Annotated in this window: 21 protein-coding genes and 1 pseudogene; 13 read left to right on the top strand and 9 right to left on the bottom strand. The window is 59.5% G+C overall.

Annotated features, from left to right (window positions below; translation table 11 throughout):
* Positions 1-73: 73 nt before the first annotated feature.
* From LOY36_RS27335 to gcvH, 3 genes are all read left to right on the top strand, one after another.
* Positions 74-1690 (top strand): iron ABC transporter permease, encoded by a 1617-nt coding sequence (locus LOY36_RS27335; RefSeq protein WP_258671563.1) that lies wholly within the window; start codon positions 74-76, stop codon positions 1688-1690.
* Between the two features lie 156 nt (positions 1691-1846).
* On the top strand, positions 1847-2929 hold the full coding sequence (gene gcvT / locus LOY36_RS27330) for a glycine cleavage system aminomethyltransferase GcvT (protein WP_258671562.1): 1083 nt from the start codon (positions 1847-1849) through the stop codon (positions 2927-2929).
* 50 nt (positions 2930-2979) lie between these two features.
* Positions 2980-3363: a glycine cleavage system protein GcvH gene (gcvH, locus tag LOY36_RS27325; RefSeq protein WP_018927591.1), complete on the top strand. Its 384-nt coding sequence runs from the start codon at positions 2980-2982 to the stop codon at positions 3361-3363.
* A 118-nt stretch (positions 3364-3481) separates the two neighbouring features.
* On the opposite strand, the gene LOY36_RS27320 is transcribed toward gcvH, so the two are convergent.
* Entirely contained in the window at positions 3482-4621 is a 1140-nt protein-coding gene (locus LOY36_RS27320; RefSeq protein ID WP_258671561.1) for a DegT/DnrJ/EryC1/StrS aminotransferase family protein, read from the bottom strand.
* A 153-nt stretch (positions 4622-4774) separates the two neighbouring features.
* Between LOY36_RS27320 and gcvP the strand changes: the two genes are divergently transcribed.
* Positions 4775-7648: an aminomethyl-transferring glycine dehydrogenase gene (gcvP, locus tag LOY36_RS27315; RefSeq protein WP_258671560.1), complete on the top strand. Its 2874-nt coding sequence runs from the start codon at positions 4775-4777 to the stop codon at positions 7646-7648.
* 57 nt (positions 7649-7705) lie between these two features.
* On the opposite strand, the gene LOY36_RS27310 is transcribed toward gcvP, so the two are convergent.
* From LOY36_RS27310 to LOY36_RS27285, 6 genes are all read right to left on the bottom strand, one after another.
* Entirely contained in the window at positions 7706-8374 is a 669-nt protein-coding gene (locus LOY36_RS27310) for an outer membrane protein (protein WP_019650163.1), read from the bottom strand.
* A 212-nt stretch (positions 8375-8586) separates the two neighbouring features.
* A complete protein-coding gene (locus tag LOY36_RS27305) occupies positions 8587-8907 on the bottom strand; it encodes a DUF2388 domain-containing protein (RefSeq protein ID WP_019580544.1) in 321 nt (106 codons plus the stop codon).
* Between the two features lie 68 nt (positions 8908-8975).
* Positions 8976-9413, bottom strand: coding sequence for an NfeD family protein (locus LOY36_RS27300; RefSeq protein WP_019650164.1), 438 nt, complete (start codon positions 9411-9413; stop codon positions 8976-8978).
* An 11-nt stretch (positions 9414-9424) separates the two neighbouring features.
* Entirely contained in the window at positions 9425-10339 is a 915-nt protein-coding gene (locus tag LOY36_RS27295; protein WP_007940374.1) for an SPFH domain-containing protein, read from the bottom strand.
* A gap of 129 nt (positions 10340-10468) precedes the next feature.
* The gene (locus tag LOY36_RS27290) at positions 10469-12253 is read right to left on the bottom strand and encodes a GspE/PulE family protein (RefSeq protein ID WP_019650165.1); all 1785 of its coding nucleotides are present in this window, start codon (positions 12251-12253) and stop codon (positions 10469-10471) included.
* A 103-nt stretch (positions 12254-12356) separates the two neighbouring features.
* The gene (locus LOY36_RS27285; RefSeq protein ID WP_019650166.1) at positions 12357-12695 is read right to left on the bottom strand and encodes a hypothetical protein; all 339 of its coding nucleotides are present in this window, start codon (positions 12693-12695) and stop codon (positions 12357-12359) included.
* Between the two features lie 126 nt (positions 12696-12821).
* Between LOY36_RS27285 and LOY36_RS27280 the strand changes: the two genes are divergently transcribed.
* Positions 12822-13292, top strand: coding sequence for an Lrp/AsnC family transcriptional regulator (locus LOY36_RS27280; RefSeq protein ID WP_018927598.1), 471 nt, complete (start codon positions 12822-12824; stop codon positions 13290-13292).
* Between the two features lie 120 nt (positions 13293-13412).
* Here the strand turns inward: LOY36_RS27280 and LOY36_RS27275 are convergent, their stop codons facing one another.
* Positions 13413-14780: an inorganic triphosphatase gene (locus LOY36_RS27275; protein WP_138866473.1), complete on the bottom strand. Its 1368-nt coding sequence runs from the start codon at positions 14778-14780 to the stop codon at positions 13413-13415.
* A 157-nt stretch (positions 14781-14937) separates the two neighbouring features.
* On the opposite strand from LOY36_RS27275, the gene argE reads away from it, so the two are divergent.
* Both argE and argA read left to right on the top strand, forming a co-directional pair.
* A complete protein-coding gene (argE, locus tag LOY36_RS27270; protein WP_258671557.1) occupies positions 14938-16095 on the top strand; it encodes an acetylornithine deacetylase in 1158 nt (385 codons plus the stop codon).
* A gap of 135 nt (positions 16096-16230) precedes the next feature.
* Positions 16231-17529 carry an amino-acid N-acetyltransferase gene (gene argA, locus LOY36_RS27265; RefSeq protein ID WP_105340730.1) on the top strand — a complete coding sequence of 433 codons (1299 nt, stop codon included), beginning with the start codon at positions 16231-16233 and terminating at the stop codon, positions 17527-17529.
* Positions 17530-17594: 65 nt separating this feature from the next.
* Here the strand turns inward: argA and tauA are convergent.
* Positions 17595-17738: pseudogene (gene tauA / locus LOY36_RS29195) on the bottom strand (taurine ABC transporter substrate-binding protein); the annotation flags it as partial.
* Positions 17739-18237: 499 nt separating this feature from the next.
* Between tauA and LOY36_RS27255 the strand changes: the two are divergent.
* The 6 genes from LOY36_RS27255 to ssuD all read left to right on the top strand — a co-directional run bounded on the left by LOY36_RS27255 (position 18238) and on the right by ssuD (position 25342).
* Complete coding sequence (locus LOY36_RS27255; protein ID WP_258671552.1) at positions 18238-19578, top strand: OprD family porin; 1341 nt, start codon at positions 18238-18240, stop codon at positions 19576-19578.
* Between the two features lie 397 nt (positions 19579-19975).
* Positions 19976-21337, top strand: coding sequence for an OprD family porin (locus LOY36_RS27250; RefSeq protein ID WP_258671550.1), 1362 nt, complete (start codon positions 19976-19978; stop codon positions 21335-21337).
* 291 nt (positions 21338-21628) lie between these two features.
* Entirely contained in the window at positions 21629-22267 is a 639-nt protein-coding gene (locus LOY36_RS27245; RefSeq protein WP_018928623.1) for a peroxiredoxin, read from the top strand.
* 239 nt (positions 22268-22506) lie between these two features.
* Entirely contained in the window at positions 22507-23100 is a 594-nt protein-coding gene (ssuE, locus tag LOY36_RS27240; RefSeq protein ID WP_018928624.1) for an NADPH-dependent FMN reductase, read from the top strand.
* Positions 23101-23202: 102 nt separating this feature from the next.
* Positions 23203-24168: a sulfonate ABC transporter substrate-binding protein gene (locus LOY36_RS27235; RefSeq protein ID WP_258671549.1), complete on the top strand. Its 966-nt coding sequence runs from the start codon at positions 23203-23205 to the stop codon at positions 24166-24168.
* Positions 24169-24193: 25 nt separating this feature from the next.
* The gene (gene ssuD / locus LOY36_RS27230) at positions 24194-25342 is read left to right on the top strand and encodes an FMNH2-dependent alkanesulfonate monooxygenase (RefSeq protein WP_018928626.1); all 1149 of its coding nucleotides are present in this window, start codon (positions 24194-24196) and stop codon (positions 25340-25342) included.
* The last annotated feature ends 1 nt before the right edge of the window (position 25343 follow it).

The following is a 25343-nucleotide window of genomic DNA, read 5'->3' as shown; positions in this document are numbered from 1 at the left end:
CGTAGGAGCTGCCGCAGGCTGCGATCTTTTTGCGGTTTGCATACACTTCGTTGATTTACCCGAGAGCTTTTCCTTGGCCCACCCCGCCCAACGCCGCTGGTACCCCCTGGTCTTCGCCATTGCTGCGCTGGTCCTGCTGCCCATGAGCGTCCTGCTTCTTTCCTGGCAAACCATCGATCAGCAGATCTGGTCCCACCTGTGGGACACGCAGATGCCGCGGCTGCTGGGCAATACCCTCGCGCTGGTCGTTGGCGTTGGCATCGGCGTAACGCTGTTGGGCGTCAGCCTGGCCTGGCTCACCAGCCTCTGTGAGTTCCCGGGGCGGCGGTGGCTGGACTGGGCGTTGATGCTGCCGTTCGCGATTCCTGCCTACGTGCTGGCCTTCGTCTTCGTCGGCCTGCTGGATTTCGCCGGGCCGGTGCAAACCCTGTTGCGCGAATGGTTCGGCAGTGGTCTGAGGCTGCCGCGAGTGCGTTCCACCGGCGGCGTGATTCTGGTGCTGGTGCTGGTTTTCTATCCCTACGTTTACCTGTTGGCGCGCACTGCATTTCTGGCTCAGGGCAAAGGCCTGATGGAAGCGGCGCGAGTCCTTGGGCAATCCCCGTGGCAGGCGTTCTGGCGAGTGGCGTTGCCCATGGCACGTCCGGCGATCGGCGCGGGGGTGGCGTTGGCGCTGATGGAAACCCTGGCGGATTTCGGTGCGGTGTCGGTGTTCAACTTCGATACGTTCACCACCGCTATCTACAAGACCTGGTACGGCTTTTTCAGTCTCCCCACCGCCGCGCAACTGGCCAGCCTGCTGCTGTTAGTGGTGATGGTCGTGTTATATGGCGAGCGCCGGGCTCGGGGAGCCAACCGGGCGGGCAACGAACGGCCGCGGGTCAAGGCGCTGTATCACCTGCATGGGGTCAAGGCGCTGGCGGCGATGAGCTGGTGTGGTCTGGTGTTCGCCTGCGCCTTCGTCATTCCCGTGCTGCAACTGCTGGTGTGGTTCTGGCAACGCGGGCGCTTCGATCTGGACGAACGTTATGCCGGGTTGATCGTGCACACCCTGTACTTGGGCGGCATGGCGGCGTTGATCACCGTCAGCGTCGCGCTGCTGCTGGCGTTTGCCCGTCGATTGGCACCGACCCGGGCGATCCGTTCCGGCATCAGCCTGGCCAACCTCGGCTACGCACTGCCGGGCTCGGTATTGGCGGTGTCGATCATGCTGGCGTTCAGTTATCTGGATCGCGAACTGGTGATTCCGCTGTCGGGCTGGCTTGGCGGCGCGGGCAAACCGTTGCTGCTGGGCAGTCTGTCGGCGTTGTTGCTGGCCTATCTGGTGCGATTCATCGCCGTGGCTTATGGGCCGCTGGAAAGCAGCCTGGCGCGAATACGGCCCTCTTTGCCCGAAGCAGCACGTAGTCTTGGCGTCAGTGGGCCACGACTGTTTTTCAAAGTGTATCTGCCGCTGCTGCTTCCGGGCACGTTGAGCGCTGCGTTGCTGGTGTTCGTCGACGTGCTCAAGGAAATGCCCGCGACCCTGCTGATGCGCCCGTTCGGCTGGGACACGCTGGCGGTGCGGATCTTTGAAATGACCAGCGAAGGCGAGTGGGCCAGGGCCTCGTTGCCGGCACTGACCCTGGTTCTGGTCGGGCTGTTGCCGGTCATCGGATTAATCAGAAGGTCGGCGCATCGAAACACCTAGGTGTCAGTCCTACACCTTGCGGCTACAATGCGCGGCATTCGGTGCGGTCCGTCTTTCAGACCGGGTTGCTGAAATCGGCTGAAAGCCTTTATTCCAAGGCATTTCACCCCGTACAGCGGCTGTCCGCACCTTCGCCACGCCCGGAAGGAGAAACCCATGGGACAGCGCACGCCTCTGTATGACCTTCATCTCGCCCTCGGCGCGAAGATGGTCGATTTTGGCGGTTGGGATATGCCTCTGCATTACGGCTCGCAGGTCGAGGAACACCATCAGGTGCGCCGCGATTGCGGGGTTTTCGATGTATCCCATATGACCGTGATCGATGTCGACGGCCCCCAGGCCAAGGCCTGGCTGCAATACTTACTGGCCAACGACGTCGAGCGCCTGCACAGCCCCGGCCGTGCCTTGTACAGCGCCATGCTCAACGAGCACGGCGGTATCGTCGACGACATGATCGTCTATCGCCTCGATGACGGATATCGGCTGGTGGTCAACGCCTCCACCCGCAATCAGGACCTGGCCTGGATGCAGGCTCATCTCGGCGACTTCGATGTGCGGCTCAACGAGCGCTCCGAACTGGCGATGCTGGCCATTCAAGGGCCTCACGCCCGGCACAAGATTGCCGAACTGGTGACCCAGTCCCGCGCTACATTGATCCAGCAACTCAAACCTTTCGAAGGTCAGGCCGACGGTGACTGGTTCATCGCGCGCACCGGTTACACCGGTGAGGACGGTCTGGAAATCGTGCTGCCGGCCGATCAGGCGCCGGCCTTCTTCAACGATCTGGTGGGCGCGGGCATTTCCCCGATTGGCCTGGGGGCGCGCGATACCTTGCGGGTCGAAGCCGGCATGAACCTGTACGGTCAGGATATTCATCAAGACGTTTCGCCATTGGCCTCCAACATGGCCTGGAGCATTGCCTGGGAACCGGCCACGCGCCAGTTCATCGGCCGCACTGCACTGGAAGCCGAACAGGCCGCTGGCGTGCAGCACAAACTGGTCGGTCTGGTCCTTGAAGAGCGTGGTGTCTTGCGAGCGCATCAGGTGGTTCGCATCGCCGATGTTGGCGAAGGGGAGATCACCAGTGGTAGTTTCTCTCCTACGCTTAGCAAGTCGATTGCACTGGCGCGCGTGCCGGCGGCCACCGCCGACCGCGCTGAAGTGGAAATCCGTGGCAAGTGGTACCCGGTTCGAGTGGTCAAGCCGACCTTCGTACGCCATGGCAAAACCTTGATCTAACCTTTTTTGGCGGGCAACGACCGCCGACATTTTTCTTGAGGACACAGAACATGAGCGAAATCCCTGTCGACCTGCGTTTTGCCGAAAGTCACGAATGGGCCCGTCTAGACCATGATGGCGGCGTGAAAGTGGGTATTTCAGACCATGCTCAGGAAGCCTTGGGTGATGTGGTGTTCGTCGAGCTGCCGGAAATCGGCAAAGTGTTCGCTGCCGGCGAGGCGGCGGGTGTCGTCGAGTCGGTCAAGGCTGCGTCGGATATCTACTCGCCGGTCTCCGGTACCGTCATTGCGGTCAACGAAGAGTTGGCCAACAGCCCGGAACTGGTCAACAGCGCGCCTTATGACAGCTGGTTCTTCAAGCTGGAGCCAAGCGATACCTCCGAGCTGGACAAGCTGCTCGACCCGATGGCCTACAAGGCCGCCATCGGCGAATAATGCTCGCCCCGTAGGAGCTGCCGCAGGCTGCGATCTTTTGATCTTGTTTCTAAAATCAAAAGATCGCAGCCTGCGGCAGCTCCTACAAAGGCTGTATCAAGGTTGGGTCAAGGCCGAATCAAGGCCGCAAGACGGCTTTCACCGCGGTCACCGAACGCTCGACATCCGCTTTATCCATGGCCGTAAACATCGGCAGCGAGACGATCAGTCGTCCGACCCGCTCGGCGACCGGGAACATGCCTTCCTTGAACCCGCGTTCGCGGTAAAGACTCAGCAGGTGAATCGGCGGGTAGTGATAGCCGATACCCACTCCCAGTGCCTGCATCTGCTCCATGAAAGTAGCCCGTGCCGGTTTGCCATCCTGGCGTTCCGGGAGCACCAGTTGGAACAAATGCCAATTGCTGTTCTCGAAGTCCGCCGGGGGCAGTTGAGCACCGTACTGCGCTTCGAAGTCCTCGCCGAAGCAAGCGAAGTAATGTTTGGCCAGCTCACGACGATGAGCGGTGATCGCTTCGATGTGGGCAAATTGCCCCAGGCCAATGGCTGCCGCGACATCGGTCATGTTGAACTTGCCGCCCAGCACATCAACGTCCAGCCCGTCGAAACCGCTGCGGGTGACGCCCTGCAAGCGGTACTTTTCCGCCAGCCGCGCTTCCTCGGCATTGTTCAGTACCAGGCAACCGCCCTCTGAACAGGTGACGTTCTTGTTCGCCTGAAAACTGAAGGATACGAAATCGCCAGTCGCACCGATTCGCTGGCCGTTCCAGCTCGAACCCAATGCTTGGGCGGCATCTTCCACCACTCGCAAACCATGCTTTTTTGCAATCGCGTAAAGGCGCGTCATGTCCACGGGCAGTCCCGCGAGAAACACCGGGATGATGGCTTTGGTGCGCGGAGTAATCGCTGCTTCAAGCTGCGTCAGGTCTATATTGCGAGTGACTGGGTCGATGTCGGCAAACACCGGCGTGGCGCCAACTTCCAGAATCACGTTGGCGGTGGCCACCCAGGAAATCGGCGTGGTGATCACTTCATCACCCGGTCCGACGCCGGCAATTCGCAATGCGATCTCCATGGTGCAGGTGCCGGAATTGAACGTACGCACCGGGCGCCCGCCGAAATATTCCGAGAGTTGCGCTTCAAAAGCCTGCACCTTGGGGCCGCTGGTAATCCAGCCCGAGCGCAGCACATCGCCGACAGCGGCAATCGTGGCTTCATCGATGGTGGGTTTGGAGAAGGGCAGGAAAGACAGTTGGCTCATAAATGTGGATACCCGATCAGCGAACGTTTGTAGGCGCCGAGCATAATGATCCGGATTGACCGACAGCGCCACGCCATCCGTGCCGGTATCGACTGCTATGCTGGTTTGACCGAGTTGCATCGACGCTGAGCGCCAGTCATGAGAGAGCCCGTCATGTCCCAGTTGCCGTCCTTGAGCCAGTTACGCGACCCCAATACCTTCCTGCGCCGCCATCTCGGGCCCGATGCCGCCGAGCAGCAGGCGATGCTCGACAGCCTCGGTCTTGGCAGCCGCGTCGAGTTGATCGAGCAGACGGTGCCGCCGGGAATCCGCCTCAACCGACCGCTGGACCTGCCGCCCGCCCTCGATGAGGTAGCCGCACTGGCCAAACTGCGCGGCTACGCCGAACAGAACCAGGTCTGGACCAGCCTGATCGGCATGGGGTATCACGGCACCCTCACGCCGGCCGTCATCCTGCGCAACGTGCTGGAAAATCCCGGTTGGTACACCGCTTACACGCCTTACCAACCGGAGATTGCCCAAGGCCGGCTCGAAGCGCTGCTGAATTTCCAACAGCTGACCATCGACCTGACCGGTCTGGAACTGGCCAACGCCTCGCTGCTGGATGAAGCCACGGCGGCCGCCGAGGCCATGGCGCTGGCCAAGCGTGTCGCCAAGTCCAGAAGCAATCTGTTCTTCGTCGACGAAAACTGCCACCCGCAGACGATTTCCGTGGTGCAGACCCGGGCCGAAGGGTTCGGTTTCGACCTGGTCATCGATGCTGTGGATAACTTGAAGCAGCATCAAGTGTTCGGCGCGTTGCTGCAATATCCCGACACCCATGGCGAAATTCGCGACCTGCGTCCGCTGATCGATCATCTGCATGCCCAGCAAGCCCTGGCCTGCGTCGCCACCGACCTGCTCAGCCTGTTGCTGCTGACTCCGCCGGGAGAGTTGGGCGCCGATGTGGTGTTCGGTTCATCCCAGCGCTTCGGCGTGCCCATGGGTTACGGCGGCCCGCACGCGGCGTTTTTTGCCAGCCGCGACGAGTACAAACGCGCGATTCCCGGGCGGATCATCGGCGTATCAAAAGATGCTCGCGGCAACGTGGCCCTGCGCATGGCCCTGCAAACTCGCGAGCAACATATTCGCCGGGAGAAAGCCAACTCGAACATCTGCACCGCCCAGGTGCTGCTGGCCAATATCGCCAGTTTCTATGCGGTCTACCATGGCCCGGAAGGGCTCAAAAATATTGCCCAGCGTGTCCATCGGCTGACCTGCATTCTCGCCGCCGGTCTGGAACGCCATGGCGTTACACGTGTGAACCAACAGTTCTTCGACACGCTGACCCTGGAGGTCGGTGGCACTCAGACCGCGATCATCGAAAGTGCCCAGGCGGCGCAGATCAACTTGCGCATTCTCGGTCGCGGGCGGTTGGGCCTGAGCCTCGACGAAACCAGTGACGAAACCACCGTGGCGAAACTGTTCGATGTGTTTCTCGGTGCCGATCATGGGCTCAACGTCGACGAACTGGATGCTGAGGCCCTGGCGTCCGGCATTCCTGCAGGATTGCAGCGCAGTACGCCTTATCTGCGTCATCCGGTGTTCAATGCCCATCACAGCGAAACCGAAATGTTGCGTTACTTGAAGCAGCTGGAAAACAAAGACCTGGCGCTCAATCAATCGATGATCCCGCTGGGCTCCTGCACCATGAAGCTCAATGCCACCAGCGAAATGATCCCGATCACCTGGCCGCAGTTCGCCAACCTGCACCCGTTTGTGCCGAAAGAGCAGGTGATGGGTTATTCCCTGATGATCGAGGAACTGGAGCGCTGGCTCTGCGCGATCACCGGTTTCGATGCGATCTGCATGCAACCCAACTCGGGCGCCCAGGGCGAGTACGCCGGGCTACTGGCGATCCGCAAATATCACGAGAGCCGTCATCAGGGCGCGCGGGATATCTGCCTGATCCCGTCTTCGGCCCACGGCACCAACCCGGCCTCGGCGCAAATGGCCGGGATGCGGGTGGTGATCGTCGAGTGCGACGAGGCGGGTAATGTCGATCTGGAAGACCTGAAAGAAAAGGCCATAGAGGCGGGGGACAAACTTGCCTGCCTGATGGCGACTTATCCTTCGACCCATGGGGTCTACGAGGAAGGCGTCAGCGAGATCTGTGAAGTTATCCACCGCCATGGCGGTCAGGTGTACATGGATGGCGCCAACCTCAACGCGCAGGTCGGGTTGGCGCGGCCGGCAGACATCGGTGCCGATGTGTCGCACATGAACCTGCACAAAACGTTCTGCATTCCCCACGGCGGTGGTGGACCGGGGATGGGCCCGATTGGTGTCCGGGCGCACCTGGCGCCGTTTGTCGCCAACCACCCGGTGGTGCCGATCGATGGCCCGCTGCCGGGTAATGGCGCGGTGAGCGCAGCCCCTTGGGGCAGTGCAAGTATTCTGCCGATCAGCTGGATGTACATCGCGATGATGGGGCCGCAGTTGGCGGATGCGAGTGAGGTGGCGATCCTCGCCGCGAATTACCTGGCGCAGCATTTGTCCGGGGCGTTCCCGGTGCTCTACACCGGACGCAACGAGCGCGTGGCCCACGAATGCATCCTCGACTTGCGTCCGCTCAAGGTGCTGACCGGGATCAGCGAAGAAGACGTTGCCAAACGCCTGATGGACTACGGCTTCCATGCGCCGACCATGTCATTCCCGGTGCCGGGGACGTTGATGGTCGAACCGACCGAGAGTGAATCGAAGGCGGAACTGGACCGTTTTATCGATGCGATGCTGAGCATTCGCGCGGAAATCAACGAGGTGCAGAACGGCAACTGGCCGGCGGAGGACAACCCGCTGAAGCGTTCGCCGCATACCTTGGCCGACATCACCGGTGTCTGGGAGCGGCCGTACAGCATCGAGCAGGCGGTGACGCCGGATGCTCACACCAAGGCCCATAAGTACTGGCCGGTAGTGAACCGTGTGGACAATGTCTACGGCGATCGCAACCTGTTTTGCGCGTGTGTGCCGGTGGATGAATACCGTTGATTGGTGTCGGGCAAAAAAATGCCGCTCATGTGGAGCGGCATTGTTCTGGGCAATGAATCAGAACGACATTCGTGCCTCGACGTATAGGTTCTGCTCCCGGAGTTTGCCCTTCAGTTGTTCGTCCCTTGCATTAATGCGGTTAGCAAAGGTGTTGTAGCCGGTTTCAATATCTCCCATGTCGACGTACCGGTAACCGGTGCCGAGGGTAACTTGCTGGTTGAGCTTGAGGTCAGCCCCGACACCAAAGGCATAGGCGAAGTTGTTCTGGCTGTTGTTGGCGAACCGTCGCGAAGGGTTGGATTGATAGCCCTCGGAACTGATATGCGCGACACCGACACCGGCCATCGCGTACAGGGACAGGTATTCGTTCAGAGGAAAATCCTTGTAGCCATTGACCATCAGTCGGCTGGACGAAACTTGCATGTTGTTGACGTTGGCGTTGAACGGCGCCCAGTAACTCTTGAATTCCGAGTCTTGCTTGATCGTGTACTCGCCTTCCAGACGCCAATCACCCTTGAACCCATACCCTAGCGCAACGGAGCCGGTGATGTTCTTGTTGCTGTCGGGGCTGATGACGCGGTTATTCACTCGAGGGCTGGTGAGCAGGGCGCTGGAAAGGTCTTGTTGAGCGCTCTGGATTTTTATCGAGCCGTACAGACCATCGGCCTGCGATATCTGGCAGAAGGTGGCGGTCAGCAGCAGTAAAGATAGGGCTGTTTTTTTCATGTGAGTCGATTCGCGTGTGTGGGTAATCCGAATCGACAAAGTTTGAGTTTACATGCCACGGGTTCATACCAGACCTTTCCTCAGAAGGTCGGTGAAAACTCGCCAGCATGTCAGTGTTTTGGCGTTAGCCGTCGTAGGAAATAACTGTGAAATTTACCTGGCTCATAAAAAATGCCGCTGTTGGGAGCGGCATTTTTGACCAGCAATGAAGCTTATTTCGAGGCGATGGCATTCTTCGCCAGGATGGCGTTCGCCAGTTCCATGTCCGTGGCTTGCAGGCCAGGGTTTTCAGCGCGGACTTTCTGCATGGCAGATTCCAGATAGGGGCCGCGAATAGCGCCGTCACTGGCGACAAAGCTGCCGGCGTCGTCCTGGGCGGCGACGATCAGCTTGTGATCCCTGGAGGTCAGGTAGGACGTACCGGTGGTGGCACCGGAAGTAAGGACGTTACGCAAAAAGCTGTCATCAGCCATCGCCGAACCGACTTGAAGGGACAACACGGCGACGGTAGCGACAGCAAGTTTGAGACGCATAAAAGGTGACTCCACTGGGTTTTAACTGCGGCCTTTGATTGCCAATAACCCAATCGAGTTCCGTGACGTTAGTCGGCTAGTTCCACCAGTAAGATCGCCCCTTGCTGTCCGATCACCCGAACACGGCTGCCAGCCGTAGCGTCAGGGCCTCGGGCCATCCACACGCCGTCGGCGACCTTGATCTTGCCGCGGCCGTTGACAATCGTTTCGGTGACCACGAACACCTTGCCGATCAGCTCTTGCCCTCGCAGGTTCAGGTTCGGCTGATCGCTGGCCCGCACCACTCTGCGCTGACGTCTCCACCAGTACAGGGCGGTGAGGATCGAAAAAACGGCAAACAACAGCACCTGCCATTCCCAGGGCAAATCCGGTATCAGGAACGTCAGCACGCCGACGGCGGCGGCTGCCATGCCGATCCACAGCAGATAACCGCCAGCACCGAACACCTCGAGGATCAGCAACAGCGTGCCCAGGGCCAGCCAGCTCCAGAACGAAAACAGTTCCATGGACAGCGACCTCAGCCTTTCTTGCCGTCGAAGGTGGCCTTGACGATTTCGCCGATGCCACCGACTGCACCGATCATCGAACCGGCTTCGAGCGGCATCAGGATCACTTTGCTGTTGTTGGCCGAGGCCAGCTTGCCCAAGGCATCAATGTACTTCTGTGCGACGAAGTAGTTGACCGCCTGCACGTTACCGCCGGCGATGGCTTCGGACACCACTTTGGTGGCCTGGGCTTCGGCCTGGGCCTGACGCTCCCGGGCCTCGGCTTCGAGGAACGCTGCCTGACGACTGCCCTCGGCTTCGAGAATCTGCGCCTGCTTCTTGCCTTCGGCGGTGAGGATCGCCGAGGCGCGCAAACCTTCGGCTTCCAGAATCTGTGCGCGTTTGATCCGCTCGGCTTTCATCTGGCCGGACATGGCGGCCATCAGGTCTGCGGGAGGGCTGATGTCCTTGATCTCGATCCGGGTGATCTTGATGCCCCACGGCGCCGTGGCTTCATCGACGGTGCGCAGCAGTTTTTCGTTGATGTTGTCGCGCTGGCTGAGCATCGCGTCCAGCTCCATGGACCCGAGCACGGTGCGGATATTGGTTTGCAGCAGATTGCGCACGGCATGTTCGAGGTTGTTCACCTCGTAGGCGGCCTGGGCGGTATTGACCACCTGGAAGAAGCATACGGCGTCGATCTGCACGGTGGCGTTGTCGGCGGTGATGACTTCCTGGGGCGGAATGTCCAGTACGCTTTCCATCACATTGATCTTGCGGCCGATGCGGTCCATCACCGGGATGATGATGCTCAGTCCTGGCTTGAGGGTGTTGGTGTAACGGCCGAAGCGTTCGACCGTCCATTCAAACCCTTGGGGCACCACTTTGAAGCCCATGAAAAGAATGGCCACGACCAGCGCGACGAAGAGAATCAGTGCAATGCTCATAACGGTCCCTGTCCAGTCTGGATTGAGTTGCGATGACCAGAGTGTAGGGCAAAAGGCCCGTATGCGACTTTGGGGAAGTATCCGAGCGCAATCCTACAAAAAGAAGTGTGCGGCATTGGAGGTCATGGCCTATTTCTGCTCACTCTGCGGTGTCACCCGCAACACCTCTTCAATCGTGGTCAACCCCGCCGCCACTTTCTGCGCCCCCGACAACCGCAAACTGCGCATGCCTTCCTTGAACGCCTGACGCCGGACCGCCAGCAAGTCGGTGTCGGGGTTGATCAGCGCTTTGATGCCATCCGTCAGCTGCATGATTTCGTAAACCCCGGCGCGACCGCGATAGCCGGTTTCGCGGCATTCCAGGCAACCGATGGCGCGCTGGGCATTGGTCGGCAGTGGCGCTTGCCAAGGCCGGGTCAGGGTTTGCCAGTCGTCTTCGCCCAACGTTAAGGGGGCCTTGCAGTGAGGGCATAACGTACGCACCAGACGCTGGGCCATGACCCCGAGCACCGTGGCCTTGATCAGGTAATGCGGCACGCCGAGTTCCAGCAGGCGGCTGATGGCGCTCGGGGCATCGTTGGTGTGCAACGTCGACAGCACCAGGTGACCGGTGAGTGCCGCCTGAATTGCCATCTCGGCGGTTTCGAGGTCGCGGATCTCGCCGATCATGATGATGTCCGGGTCTTGCCGCATCAGCGCGCGTACGCCGGCGGCAAAGGTCAGGTCGATGTTGTGTTGGACCTGCATCTGATTGAACGCCGGCTCGACCATTTCGATCGGGTCTTCGATGGTGCAGAGATTGACCTCCGGCGTCGCCAGTTTCTTGAGGGTGGTGTACAGCGTGGTGGTCTTGCCCGAACCGGTTGGCCCGGTCACCAGAATGATGCCGTTGGGCTGGCGGATCATGTCTTGCCAGCGGCGCAGGTCCTCGGCGGAGAAGCCCAGTTGGTCGAAATCCTTGAGCAGCACTTCCGGGTCGAAGATCCGCATGACCATTTTCTCGCCGAACGCTGTCGGTAATGTCGACAACCGCAGTTCGACTTCGCCGCCGTCCGGGGTCTTGGTCTTGACCCGGCCGTCCTGGGGTTTGCGCTTTTCCGCGACGTTCATCCGCCCCAGGCTTTTCAGGCGGCTGACGATGGCCATGGTCACTTGCGGCGGGAATTGATAGACGTTGTGCAGCACGCCGTCGATGCGAAAGCGCACCGTGCCTTGCTCGCGCCGGGGCTCGATGTGGATATCGCTGGCCCGCTGCTGGAACGCGTACTGGAACAGCCAATCGACGATGTTGACGATGTGCGCATCGTTGGCGTCCGGCTCCTGGTCGCTGGCGCCGAGGTTGAGCAATTGTTCGAAGTTGCCCAGGTTGCTTGTCTGCTGATCGGCGTTGGTCGCGCCGGTGACCGATTTGGCCAAGCGGAAAAACTCCACGCTGAAGCGCTGGATATCCACCGGGTTGGCTACCACGCGCTTGATCGGCAGTTTCAATACGTGGGTCAGGTCAACTTCCCAGCCGCTGACGAAGGGCTGGGCGCTGGCCACGGTGACGGCATCGCGGTCGATGGCCACCGCCAGAATCTTGTGGCGTTGGGCGAAGGCATAGGACATCAGCGGCGTAATGGCGGCGACGTTGATTTTCAGTGGGTCGATGCGCAAGTAAGGCTGGCCGGCCTGCTGGGACAGCCACAGCGTCAGGCTTTCCAGATCGAGGTGTTTACCGGGACGGCTGAGGTCGTCCAGGTGTTGGCTGGCGATGAACTCCAGCGGATGTTGCTGACCATTGGTGGCATGACGGCGGCGGGCGTTGAGTGCGTGTTCGGCCGAGTCCTGGCTGACAAAGCCTTGGGCGACCAGTTCACGCAGCAAATCGTTAAGGTCCAGCCAGCGGTCCTGAGTGGCAAGTTGAACGGACATGCGGGCTCCTTATGAACAACCGTTCGCAAAGGATAGCTGCGCTCCCGCAGACCGTTGGGCCACTACCGGACCAACACGTGTCGGGTTTTTTCAGGGGAGGGGGTCAGCCCGCTGCCTGCGCCGGCTCTTGCCACGCCGAATCAGCCGCTTGCAGATTCACCGAACAGACGCTGATCAGGTTACGCAGTTTTTCCGCGATCACCTGGGCACGGTGCCAGCTCAGGCCGTCCATGACGATGTCGATCGACAGCAGATCGTCCAGGCGCTGTACGTTGACCTGCTGTGGCGTCAGAAACTGCAAGGCGAACAGGTTGAGCGCGCGGCACAGCAGATCCGGCTCGGCCTCGGCCAGCAGTTGGTATTGAACGCGGCAGTGGGCGTTGCTGACGTTCCAGACATCGGCGCGGGCGGGCGGGGTGTTCACGGCTTCGAGGGGCGGCATGGTCAGGCTCCAAAATCATTGGAGGAATTTTTACATTCTGTGTGGGGTATTTCTTATCTATGATTGGGTTTATTGACGATTTATCGAATCGATCAATTCAAGATCATATTAATTTCAGGTTTTTCTATGCATAGCGAGCTGGATGGCTACGACCGCAAGATTCTCGCGTTGCTGCAAGAGGACGCTTCGCTCTCCAGCGCGCAGATCGCCGAGCAGGTGGGCCTTTCGCAGTCGCCCTGCTGGCGGCGGATTCAGCGGATGAAGGAGGAGGGGATCATTCGCGGTCAGGTGACGTTGCTTGATCGCAAGAAAATCGGCCTCAACACGCAAATCTTCGCCGAGATCAAACTCAACGCCCACGGGCGCTCGAACTTCACTGAGTTCACCGAAGCGATTCGCGGTTTCCCCGAAGTGCTGGAATGTTATGTGCTGATGGGATCGGTGGATTTCTTGTTGCGGATCGTCACAGCAGACATCGAGGCTTATGAGCGTTTCTTCTTCGAGAAACTGTCGATGGTGCCGGGGATACAGGAGGTCAACTCGATCGTGGCTTTGTCGGAAATCAAATCCACGACGAGTTTGCCGGTGTTGCGTTGATTGTTGCGGTAGAGGTTTTTTGTGGCGAGGGGGCTTGCCCCCGTTGGGTCGCGAAGCGGCCCCAAAAGCTTTGCGACTGCTTCGCAGCCGAACGGGGGCAAGCCCCCTCGCCACAGGGTGTTACAGACGCAGCAGGGTCTTCCACGCACGATTCTGATACACCGCGATCGCCTGCTGCTTACGCGCATCCAGCGACTCATCGGTGATCGGCTCGTTAGCTAGCAGGGCAAGCTGTTTCAGCTCACCGTACAGGCGATCCATTTCCGGGATGTCCAGCACGCTACGGGCGTGGTGCAGCCAGGCCTGGATACGCTCGATGCGCGGCAGTTGCTCGGCCAGGTCTTCCGGCTGTTGCTGGTAACGCTGCAGTTGCAGCGAGTTGGCTTCTTCGCCCAGAAGGCGTGGCAGCCAGCTGCCCAGTTGCGCGGCGCCCTGGCGATTGCCACGGGTGTTGCGATCGGCAGCCCAGGTACGGGCCAGCAACCAGCGCGAAGTGTTCAGCGAGAACAGGCCCCAGCGCGGGTCTTCCAGCTCTTCGAGGAACTGCTCCGGCGCGGCTTTGCGCACGTCTTCGTCGTCCAGGCCGGCTTGTACCAGCGGGCGCCAGTCCTCCAGCAAGGCATCCAGCGCGACCCGCAGATCGTGAGTCGACTGACGCGGCGCGGCTTGACCGAGGCTACTGATCAGCGCGCGCATTTCAGCGAGGTTTTCGACCCAGTCCTGCAGCAAGCGCCAGTGGCCATTAAAGCGATATTGCTCGGCCAGGCGCTGGCTGCTGCCCAGCAAATGCCAGCACAGGGCGGCGAACGCATCGTCCAGTGGCATTTCGGCGGTGATCTGCGGCGCCGGCAAGCTCAGCGAGTAGCTGTTGGCGTCGAACAGGCGATAACCGCGTTCGGCCTTGCTGATGTCGCATGGCATCAGCGGCAGGGTCGCGGCCAGTTCGGCGGCCAGTTCCAGCAGTGCGGCCGGCTCGCCTTCGCGCAGTTCCAGTTCCAGCTCGCAGATTTCTTCTTTCTGCTTGCCGACCACCACGTGGCCCAGGTCCAGCGCGGCTTCGATGACCACTTTGGTCTTGCCACGGCCCCAGGCGATTTCCGCGCGTTCACGCACGAAATCGGTGGTGAAGATGGCTTTCAGGGTTTTCTTGTCCAGCTCCGCCAACTGCTCGGGCCAGCATTCGCCGTCGAGCTTCTTCACGTCGAGTTTGGCTTTGGGCAGGTGCCAGTCGTACTCGTGACGTTCGGACAGACCGGCGACGCTCTGGCCACGGGTCTTGAGGGTCTGAATCACTTCTTCGCCATCGCGGCGCAGGCGCAGGGCAACCTTGGCGCGGGCCAGGTCGCGCTCGGGCGTGTCGAAGTACTGGTTCATCAACTCACGGCGTTCCCAGCCACTTTTGTTGCGTTTTTTCAATAACGGGTGCTCGCGCAGGGCGGCGAGGGTTTCGCGGCTGACGCGGAGTTTGATTTCGGTTTCTTTCTGCATGGCCGGAAAATCCAGGATCGGGAGCGCAGCCGGGGGAATGTGTGGCTGCCAAGGTCGTGCAGTGTACAGGACTGATGCATCCTACGCGCCGCGGCGGTTTATTCCTGTCGCCGGATGGCTCTATGATGGACTTCAATTCGGGAGTTGGGAGTCAGCGATGCCTTTGCCGTCCATGAGAGATCAGTTCGCTGCGCTGATCGCCGCGCCGTCTGTCAGCTGTACCCAACCCAGCCTGGATCAAACCAATCGGCCGGTCATCGACTTGTTGGCGACATGGCTCGGGGAGCTGGGTTTTGCCTGCGACATCCAGCAGGTCAGCCCCGGCAAGTTCAACCTGCTGGCCAGTTTCGGTTCCGGTCCCGGCGGCCTGGTGCTGGCCGGTCACAGCGATACGGTGCCGTACGACGCGGCGCTGTGGCAGACCGATCCGCTGAAACTGACGGAAGTGGACGGCCGTTGGGTGGGCCTGGGCAGTTGCGACATGAAGGGCTTTTTTGCCCTGGCCATCGAAGCCGTCAAACCCTTGCTCGACCAGCCATTCAAGCAACCCTTGCTGATTCTTGCGACCTGCGATGAAGAAAGCTCGATGTCCGGTGCGCGTGCCTTGGCCGAAGCCGGGCGGCCACTAGGTCGCGCGGCGGTGATTGGCGAGCCGACGGGGTTGAAGCCGATCCGTCTGCACAAAGGCGTGATGATGGAGCGCATCGACATCCTCGGTCAGAGCGGTCACTCCTCGGACCCGAGCCTGGGCCATAGCGCCCTTGAAGCCATGCACGATGCCATCGGCGAACTGCGCGGCTTGCGTCTGGCGTGGCAGCGGGAGTTTCGTAATCCGCAGTTCAGTGTGCCGCAGCCGACGATGAATTTCGGCTGCATTCACGGTGGCGATAACCCCAACCGTATCTGCGGTCAGTGCTCACTGGAGTTTGACCTGCGTCCGCTGCCGGGCATGGACCCCAGTGCCCTGCGCGCGGCGATTTTGCAGAAGCTCAACCCTATTGCCGCACGGCACCAGGTGAAGATCGATTACGCGCCATTGTTCCCCGAAGTGCCGCCATTCGAGCAGGCCGAGGACTCGGAATTGGTGAGGGTCGCTGAAAAGCTCACCGGCCATCGCGCCGAAGCAGTGGCGTTCGGCACAGAAGCGCCTTATCTTCAGCGCCTTGGCTGTGAAACACTGGTCTTGGGCCCCGGCGACATCGCTTGCGCCCACCAACCGGGGGAATACCTCGAAATGTCACGTTTGCAGCCTACCGTGCATCTATTACGTCAACTGATCGAACATTACTGCCTGACGCCGGCGTCGCTCGTATAAATTGCCAGTGTCACTACCCGTACTTATGAGGAGAGCGCGCGTGTCGCCAAGCCTGTTCCGACGATAACCATCAGCCTGCTGTGCGTTTACTGCGTTACTCTTTTTTCGGCTGCTATTTATTACAGGCCCAGGTTCATGCCCGAATACGTCAATTGGCTTCGTCACGCTTCGCCTTACATCAACGCCCACCGCGATTGCACTTTCGTCGTCATGCTGCCCGGCGACGGTGTGGAGCACCCGAACTTCGGCAATATCGTCCACGACCTGGTGCTGCTGCACAGCCTGGGTGTGCGACTGGTGCTGGTTCACGGTTCGCGTCCGCAAATTGAAACCCGCCTCGCTGCTCGCGGCCTGACCCCGCACTACCACCACGGCATGCGCATCACCGATGCAGCGACGCTGGAGTGTGTGATTGATGCGGTCGGTCAACTGCGCATCGCCATCGAAGCGCGGTTGTCCATGGACATGGCCTCGTCGCCGATGCAGGGCTCGCGCCTGCGGGTGGCCAGCGGCAATCTGGTCACTGCGCGGCCGATCGGCGTGCTCGAAGGTGTCGATTATCACCACACCGGCGAAGTGCGCCGGGTCGACCGCAAGGGCATCAATCGCCTGTTGGACGAACGCTCCATCGTGCTGTTGTCGCCGTTGGGTTACTCGCCGACCGGCGAAATCTTCAACCTCGCCTGCGAAGACGTCGCGACCCGCGCGGCCATCGACCTGGGCGCAGACAAGTTGCTGCTGTTTGGCGCCGATCTCGGACTGCTGGATGAAAATGGTCGCCTGGTTCGCGAGTTGCGTCCGCAACAAGTGCCGGCGCACCTGCAACGCCTGGGCAGCAACTATCAGGCCGAACTGCTGGATGCGGCCGCTGAAGCGTGCCGGGGCGGGGTGGCGCGCAGCCATATCGTCAGCTACGCCGAAGACGGCGCGCTGCTGACCGAACTGTTCACCCGTGACGGTGGCGGTACGCTGGTGGCCCAGGAACAATTCGAAGTTGTGCGCGAGGCGGCCATCGAGGACGTCGGCGGTTTGCTGGACTTGATCAGCCCGCTGGAAGAACAGGGCATTCTGGTTCGCCGGTCCCGCGAGGTATTGGAGCGCGAAATCGAGCAGTTCAGCGTGGTCGAGCGTGAAGGCATGATCATCGCCTGCGCGGCGCTGTATCAGATTGCCGATTCGGATGCGGGGGAGCTGGCGTGTCTGGCGGTGAACCCGGAGTACCGCCATGGTGGTCGCGGTGATGAATTGCTGGAGCGCATCGAAACCCGCGCCCGGGCTCAGGGCCTGAAAACCCTGTTCGTGCTGACTACCCGGACCGCCCACTGGTTCCGCGAGCGGGGTTTCGTGCCGAGCAGCGTCGATCGCCTGCCATCGGCGCGGGCATCGCTTTACAACTATCAGCGTAATTCGAAGATCTTCGAAAAAGCCCTCTGACTGAGTGGCTGTCTATATTGGCTTTTGTGGCGAGGGAGCTTGCTCCCTTGCCACAGGTCTGCGTGCTACTCGGTGACGTATTTGGCGCTGACATACGGCGCATAGTCCGGCAGCACTGTCTCTACCTTCCCTTGTTCCAGCAAGAATTTCGTCCTCTCGCCAATCGCTGTGGCCGTGCCGTCATCGCGCCGCGCGGTGGTCTGCTGCGCGGGGCTGACCATTTCCGGATCGTTATTGAAACGACGCCAATCGACTTTATGGCCTATGGTTTCTCGAATCGCCGTCGGCTCGAAGGCCTTCGGTGGGGGGCCGGGTTGATAATCGACCGTGAGCGTCGTCGCCTGAGTGGAAAGAGAAAATATTAGCGATACACAAACTGTAACAAATTGACTAGATAGTGCGCGTTTAGCCATGATGGCGTCGCCTTTTCGATAGGGATTGACGCGTACGGGATGTGCCAAAGCCAATGGGAATAAAAAAAGGCTGGTAAATACCCTTTAGGAATTAGCTTTTGGGCCAATGCCGTTATATCCGGTTCGATGAGCCGCCGGCAGGGACTCAATATTCGACGTTAGACCTTGGTCGTAGACATACATGGTTACGATTGACTTGGTAGTCACGGTCTGGCGCTAATCGCGCATCTGTGGATCCAGGGCTTTCGACCCAAGACCAAAGAACACAAAAATTAGAAAACGAGAGGAGCGAAACATGAATAAGTCCACCTTAGCCCTGGCTGTGGCCGTGGGGGTTTTGGCGCAGCAGGCAGGCGCAGCGGGTTTCCTGGAAGACAGCAAGGCTTCCGTCAGTTCCCGGACCATGTATTACGACGCCGATGTCCGTGAAGGCGACAATAGAGCTGCAAACCGTCAGCGAGAAACCGCTGAAGGTCTCAAGTTCGATTACCTGTCCGGGTTCACCCAGGGTACCGTTGGTTTCGGTATCGACGCCCAGGCACTGGTCGGCATCCACCTGGATGGCGGCAGGGGACATCACCCGCTCGGTAACAGCAACTCCTTCTTCCCGAGCGACGGCGACAGGTCCGCCGACGAGTGGAGTCGTCTGGATGGTAACGTCAAGGCGCGCTTCTCGAAGACCGAGGCCCACTTGGGTGGCGCTCTGGCACCTAACTTGCCGATCCTGATCGCGAACGACAGCCGTGTGCTGCCGCAGACCTTTGACGGTGGCACCATCACCTCGAAGGAAATTGACAATGTGACCTTCAACTTGGGTCAACTGGAGCACGCGTCGGGTCGCGCCTCCTCCAACAGAACTGGCCTGGCAGTGGCTGGCGGTGCTCAGGACAGCAACCAGTTCCGTTACGCCGGTGCTGACTGGAAAGTCACCAAAGACCTCACGCTGCAGTACTACTACGCGAACCTGGAAGACTACTACAAGCAGCACTTCCTCGGTCTGGTGCACGTCTACCCGATCGCCCCGAACCAGTCGTTCAAGACTGATATTCGTTATTTCGACAGCAGCTCCGATGGCAAGAACGGCGACGTCGGCTACCGCTTCAACAACAACAATGGCTACGCCAAGAATATAGGCGAGGTCGATAACAAGACCTGGAGCGCGACGTTCACCTACACCCTGGGTGGCAGCGCGTTCCTGCTTGGTCATCAGCGTGTCAGCGATGACGGCGGCTTTGTCTTCTTGAACCAGGGCAGCCTGATCGATAGCAAAGGTCGTCAAGAAGGTGCCGGTGGCGCCAGCTTCTACTCGTTCACCGATGCCACCGTGGGCAGCTTCATCCGTGCCGGTGAAAACACCACGTACGGTCAGTACTCCTATGACTTCGCCTCACTGGGCGTGCCAGGTTTGAAAGCTTCGATTGCTTACCTGGATGGCCGAGACATCAAGGCAACCAACGGCGTGGGTAAAGACCTGAATGAGCACGAGACCGACGCGCGTATCGACTACGTGATTCAAACGGGTGCACTCAAAGGGTTTGGTACGACTCTGCGTCACGGTACTTACAGCGGTAATACCAGCACCGCTGACCAAGACCAGACCCGTCTGATCTTCAACTACACCTACAGCTTCCTGTAATAACCCTCAAAAAAGAGCCTCGCCTGTTGGCGAGGCTTTTTTTTTGTGTTTTTTTATATTCCAAAAAAATAGCTTCAGTTGATTATTTATTCTTTTTTGTTTTTTGCCCGAGTCTATAAAATGAATTCATCAGGTACTCATTGGCAGCAACACGAGTATCGGATTCAGCATCCCCCGATTTTGAAGATCAAGGAATTGGTTCATGAGCCGATACCTTGTGTCCCGGCATGGATATATATGCCTAGATGGCATTAAAAAATACCGCAATAAGTCTTTTGGTTTGTCATGTCGGTAAAAAACAAGGGGGGCTGACCACCCGGCGCTCATTGCGCATCTTTGGATCCGGGCACTCGACCAGGACCAGGAACCCAGAATTAGAAATGAGAGGAGCGAAACAATGAACAAGTCCACCTTGGCCCTGGCTGTGGCCGTAGGGGTTTTGGCGCAGCAGGCAGGCGCCGCCGGTTTCATCGAAGACAGCAAGGCTACATTGGGGCTGCGCAACTTCTACATCAACACTGATAACCGTGATTCGGCAGCTAGAACTGCTTCCAATGTTCAGAGCAAAAACGAAGAGTGGGGCCAAGGCTTCGATCTGCGTTTCACCTCGGGCTACACCCAAGGCACCGTTGGCTTTGGTATTGATGCCATCGGCCTGCTGGGCGTCCGTCTGGATTCGGGTGGCGGCACCAACGGCGCAACTCCTACCTCTTACGGCGGCACTGTTTTCCCAAGTGAGTCCAACGGCAAAGCGGTTGATAACTTCTCCAGCCTGGGCCTGACTGCCAAAGCCAAGATTTCCCAGACCGAATTGAAGTTGGGTACCCTGCAGCCAAAACTGCCGGTGATCGTGACCAACGACGGTCGTCTGCTGCCGCAAACCTTCCAGGGCGGTCAGATCACCTCGAACGAGATCAAAGACCTGACACTGGTTGGCGGTCAGATCGAGCACGCCAAGGGGCGTAACTCCAGCAACAACGAAGAGTTGTCGATCGCTGGTGCGAACACGCGCGGTGCTGGCTTCCGTGACAGCAACAAGTTCATCTACGGTGGCGGTGACTACAAAATCACCAAAGACCTGACTGCCCAGTACTACTACGGCAACCTGGAAGACTTCTACAAGCAACACTTCCTGGGCCTGGTTCACAACTGGTCGATCGGTCCTGGTGTGTTGAAGTCTGACTTGCGTTACTTCAACAGCTCCGATGACGGTGCCAACGGTCACGACTCGGCTTATTTCAGCACCGGTAACTACGAGGGCTTCCGTTCCGGTCGCGGTAAAGTCGACAACAACCTGTACAGCGGCCTGTTCCTGTACTCCGTTGCCGGTCACACCTTCGGCGGCGGTTATCAGGTCAGCAATGGCAGCAGCGACTTCCCTTGGCTGAACCAGGGTGACGGCTCGTCGGCTTACCTGACCACCGACAGCCAGATCGCCAAGTTCGCCCGTGCCGGCGAACGTACCTGGCAAGCTCGCTACTCGTATGACTTCGCCAAGGTTGGCCTGCCAGGTGCTACTGCCGGCATCGTTTACCTGCGTGGCGACAACATTGACACCGTGGGCACCAATGGTCGCGAGAACGGTTCTGGCCGTTCCGAGTGGGAACGCGACCTGACCCTGGCGTACGTAGTACAATCAGGTCCGCTGAAAAACCTGGGCCTCACCTGGAAAAACGCCATGTGGCGCAACGACGTTCCGGGTCAGCGCGACCAGGACGAAAACCGTCTGATCGTCAGTTACTCGATCCCGCTGTTGTAATAGCGCTCGCGTAACCGACGAAAAAAAGCCCCGCCCGGCATCACGCCGGGCGGGGCTTTTGCGTTTTCAAGGCGGGCTCACCCCCGTAAACCCTCCTTGAAGTTCCCTTTTTGCAACAACTCAAGGCCTTCTCGAACCTTGGGATCGATGTTCGTCCCGATGGCGGATCAGGTCCAGTGAACAGATCTTTAATATTTCTTTATGATCTAAATAAATTGATATTTATTCTTTTTAATTAAATAGGAACGCAGGCACAGTTGAGCTCAACAAGCACTCACCAGGAGCAGCACCATGAGTCTCAGACTTGGCGATATCGCCCCCGATTTCGAACAGGATTCCAGCGCCGGCACCCTCCGTTTCCACGAATGGCTGGGCGATAGCTGGGGCGTGCTGTTTTCCCATCCGGCGGACTTTACGCCGGTGTGCACCACCGAGCTGGGCTTCACCGCCAGGCTCAAGGATGAATTTGCCCAGCGCGGCGTCAAAGCCATTGCTCTGTCCGTGGACCCGGTGGACTCGCATCACAAGTGGATCGAGGACATCAACGAAACCCAGAACGCCATCGTCAACTTCCCGATTCTCGCCGATGCGGACCGTAAAGTGTCCGACCTTTACGACCTGATCCACCCGAATGCCAACGACACCTTGACCGTGCGCTCGTTGTTCGTGATCGATCCGAACAAGAAGATTCGGCTGACCATCACTTACCCGGCGAGTACCGGCCGTAACTTCAATGAGATTCTGCGGGTAATCGATTCGCTGCAGCTCACCGACAACTACAAGGTGGCCACCCCGGCCAATTGGCAGGACGGTGATGAGGTGGTGATCGTGCCGTCGCTCAAGGACGAAGATGAAATCCAGCGACGTTTTCCCAAGGGTTACCGCGCGGTGAAACCGTACCTGCGCCTGACGCCGCAGCCGAATCGTTAACGTCAAAAGATCGTTCCCACGCAGAGCGTGGGAGCGATCATGTCTACCAAAGCAGGGGATTTTCAGGCCGTTTCGACGGCCTGTTTTTTTGTCCGGAAAAAGACAAACAGCATATTCACTTAAGATATAACCAAATGAATAAATATGATTTATAGATATATAAATCACCTGTTAAGGTCATTCCATCGACGCGAGATCGCAAGCTGCGAATCGCCAACACCGCTCAAGGAATTGTCTGAATGCTGGTCGTCTCACTCGGTGGCAGCCCCAGCCCACGCTCCCGTTCCGGGGTGTTGCTGGAGCGCTCCAAACGCTGGTTGCAAGAGCAAGGTGTGGAAGTGGTGAGTTACCAGGTACGGGACTTCCCGGCTGAAGATTTACTGCATGCCCGCTTCGACAGCCCGAAGGTGATCGATCTGTTGCAACAGATTGATAACGCCGACGGCCTGCTCATCGCCACACCGGTTTACAAAGCGTCGTTCTCCGGCGCGTTGAAGACCGTACTTGATTTGCTGCCCGAGCGCGCCCTGGCCCACAAAGTGGTTCTGCCAATGGCGACCGGCGGCAGCATCGCCCACATGCTGGCGGTGGATTACGCGCTCAAGCCGGTGTTGTCGGCGCTGAAGGCGCAGGAAATGCTCCACGGGATTTTCGCCGTAGACAGTCAGATTGCTTACGGCGAAGGCAGTGCCCAGGCGCAGTTGGCCCCCGAGCTTGCGCAACGGTTGAACGAATCGCTGGAGCTGTTCTACAGCGCCATGGCTCGCCGGCCCAAGCCGCTCGATCCGAACCTGTTGAACGAACGTTTGTTGAGTGCTCGCTGGAGCATTTAAGCCAGCCCTCAAGCAACATCTGAATTTGAAGTACTCACCTTACTGGCCCGCCAACGGGCAAGCAGGTGCAGCCAAAACCCAACTGCAAAAAAGGAGAGCGCCATGCGCCCTGTCATTTTGCGTCGTGGTCTGGTCGCTCTGTTTGCTGCGGCTGTGTCCTTCGGCGTCATTACTCAAGCCCAAGCCGAGACTTTGCGAATCGGCTATCAGAAATACGGCACCCTGGTGCTGCTCAAAGCCAAAGGCACTCTGGAAAAACGCCTCGCCGCCCAAGGCGTGGACGTGCAATGGACGGAATTCCCAGGCGGCCCGCAACTGCTTGAAGGCCTGAACGTCGGCTCCATCGACTTCGGCGTCACCGGCGAAACGCCTCCGGTTTTCGCTCAGGCCGCGGGCGCCGATCTGCTCTACGTCGCTTATGAACCGCCAGCGCCCCACAGCGAAGCGATCCTGGTGCCGAAGGGCTCACCGATCAAATCGGTGCAGGAACTCAAGGGCAAGAAAGTCGTGCTCAACAAAGGCTCCAACGTGCACTACCTGCTGGTGCGTGCGCTGGAAGACGCCGGCCTCAAATACACCGACATCCAGACCGTGTTCCTGCCACCCGCCGATGCCCGCGCCGCATTCGAGCGCGGCAGTGTCGATGCCTGGGTGATCTGGGACCCGTACCAGGCTGCCGCCGAACAGCAACTGCAAGCGCGCACCTTGCGCGATGGCAAAGGCATCGTCGACAACCATCAGTTCTATCTGGCGACCAAGCCTTACGCGCAGAAAAATCCTCAAGTGATCAAAACCCTGGTGGAAGAAGTGCGCGCGGTCGGTGAATGGTCCCGGGCCAATCCCGAGGACGTAACCCGACAGGTTTCGCCACTGCTCGGCCTGCCGGCGGACATCACCCTGACTTCGGTGAAGCGCCAGGGTTACGGCGCGCTGTTCCTGCCCCCTGAGGTGGTCGCCGCCCAACAGAAAATCGCCGACAGCTTCTACCAGCTCAAGCTGATTCCCAAGCCCTTGAGTATCAAGGACGTGATCTGGACGCCACCGGCAGCCGTCGCCAAAGCGCCGTAATTCGATTCCCCAAGGAGACCACTCCATGAGCCTCAATATCTTCTGGTTCCTGCCTACCCACGGCGACGGCCATTACCTTGGTACCGCCGAAGGCGCTCGCGCCGTCGACCACGGTTACTTGCAACAAGTCGCGCAAGCGGCGGATCGTCTGGGTTTCGGCGGGGTGCTGATTCCCACCGGTCGCTCCTGCGAAGATTCGTGGCTGGTGGCAGCCTCCCTGATCCCGGTGACCCAGCGTTTGAAATTCCTCGTCGCCCTGCGCCCCGGGATCATTTCCCCGACGGTAGCGGCGCGTCAGGCCGCGACCCTGGATCGTCTGTCCGGCGGCCGTGCGCTGTTCAACCTGGTCACCGGTGGTGATCCGGAAGAACTGGCCGGCGACGGTCTGTTCCTCAGTCACGAAGAGCGCTATCAGGCCTCGGTGGAATTCACCCGCATCTGGCGCCGGGTACTGGAAGGCGAAACCGTTGATTACGACGGTCAGCACATCAGCGTGAAGGGCGCCAAGTTGCTCTATCCGCCGATCCAGCAACCGCGTCCGCCGCTGTATTTCGGCGGCTCGTCGGAAGCGGCGCAGGATCTGGCGGCAGAGCAGGTCGAAATGGTCCTGACTTGGGGCGAGCCGCCGGCCGCCGTTGCCGAGAAAATCGCACAGGTTCGCGCCAAAGCCGCGAAGCTCGGCCGCACCGTGCGATTCGGTATTCGCCTGCATGTGATCGTTCGCGAAACCAATGCCGAGGCGTGGCAAGCGGCGGATCGACTGATCTCTCATCTGGACGATGACACCATTGCCCGCGCCCAGGCTTCTCTGGCGCGTTTCGATTCGGTCGGCCAGCAACGGATGGCCGCTTTGCATGGCGGCAGTCGCGACAACCTGGAAGTCAGTCCCAACCTCTGGGCCGGTGTCGGTCTGGTGCGCGGCGGGGCCGGTACGGCGCTGGTCGGCGATGGTCCGACCGTGGCCGCTCGGGTGAAGGAATACGCCGATCTGGGCATCGATACGTTCATCTTCTCCGGTTATCCACACCTGGAAGAATCCTATCGGGTGGCCGAGTTGCTGTTCCCGCACCTGGACATCGAGCGCCCGGAGCTGCCGAAAAGCGCCGGTTACGTCAGCCCGTTCGGCGAGATGGTGGCCAACGACATTCTTCCCAAAGCCGCGTCCCAGAGCTGAG

Source organism: Pseudomonas sp. B21-019, from assembly GCF_024749225.1.
In the GTDB taxonomy this organism is placed as follows: domain Bacteria; phylum Pseudomonadota; class Gammaproteobacteria; order Pseudomonadales; family Pseudomonadaceae; genus Aquipseudomonas.
Note: the sequence above shows the minus strand (reverse complement) of the source record. Positions and strands in the feature narration are given on the sequence as shown.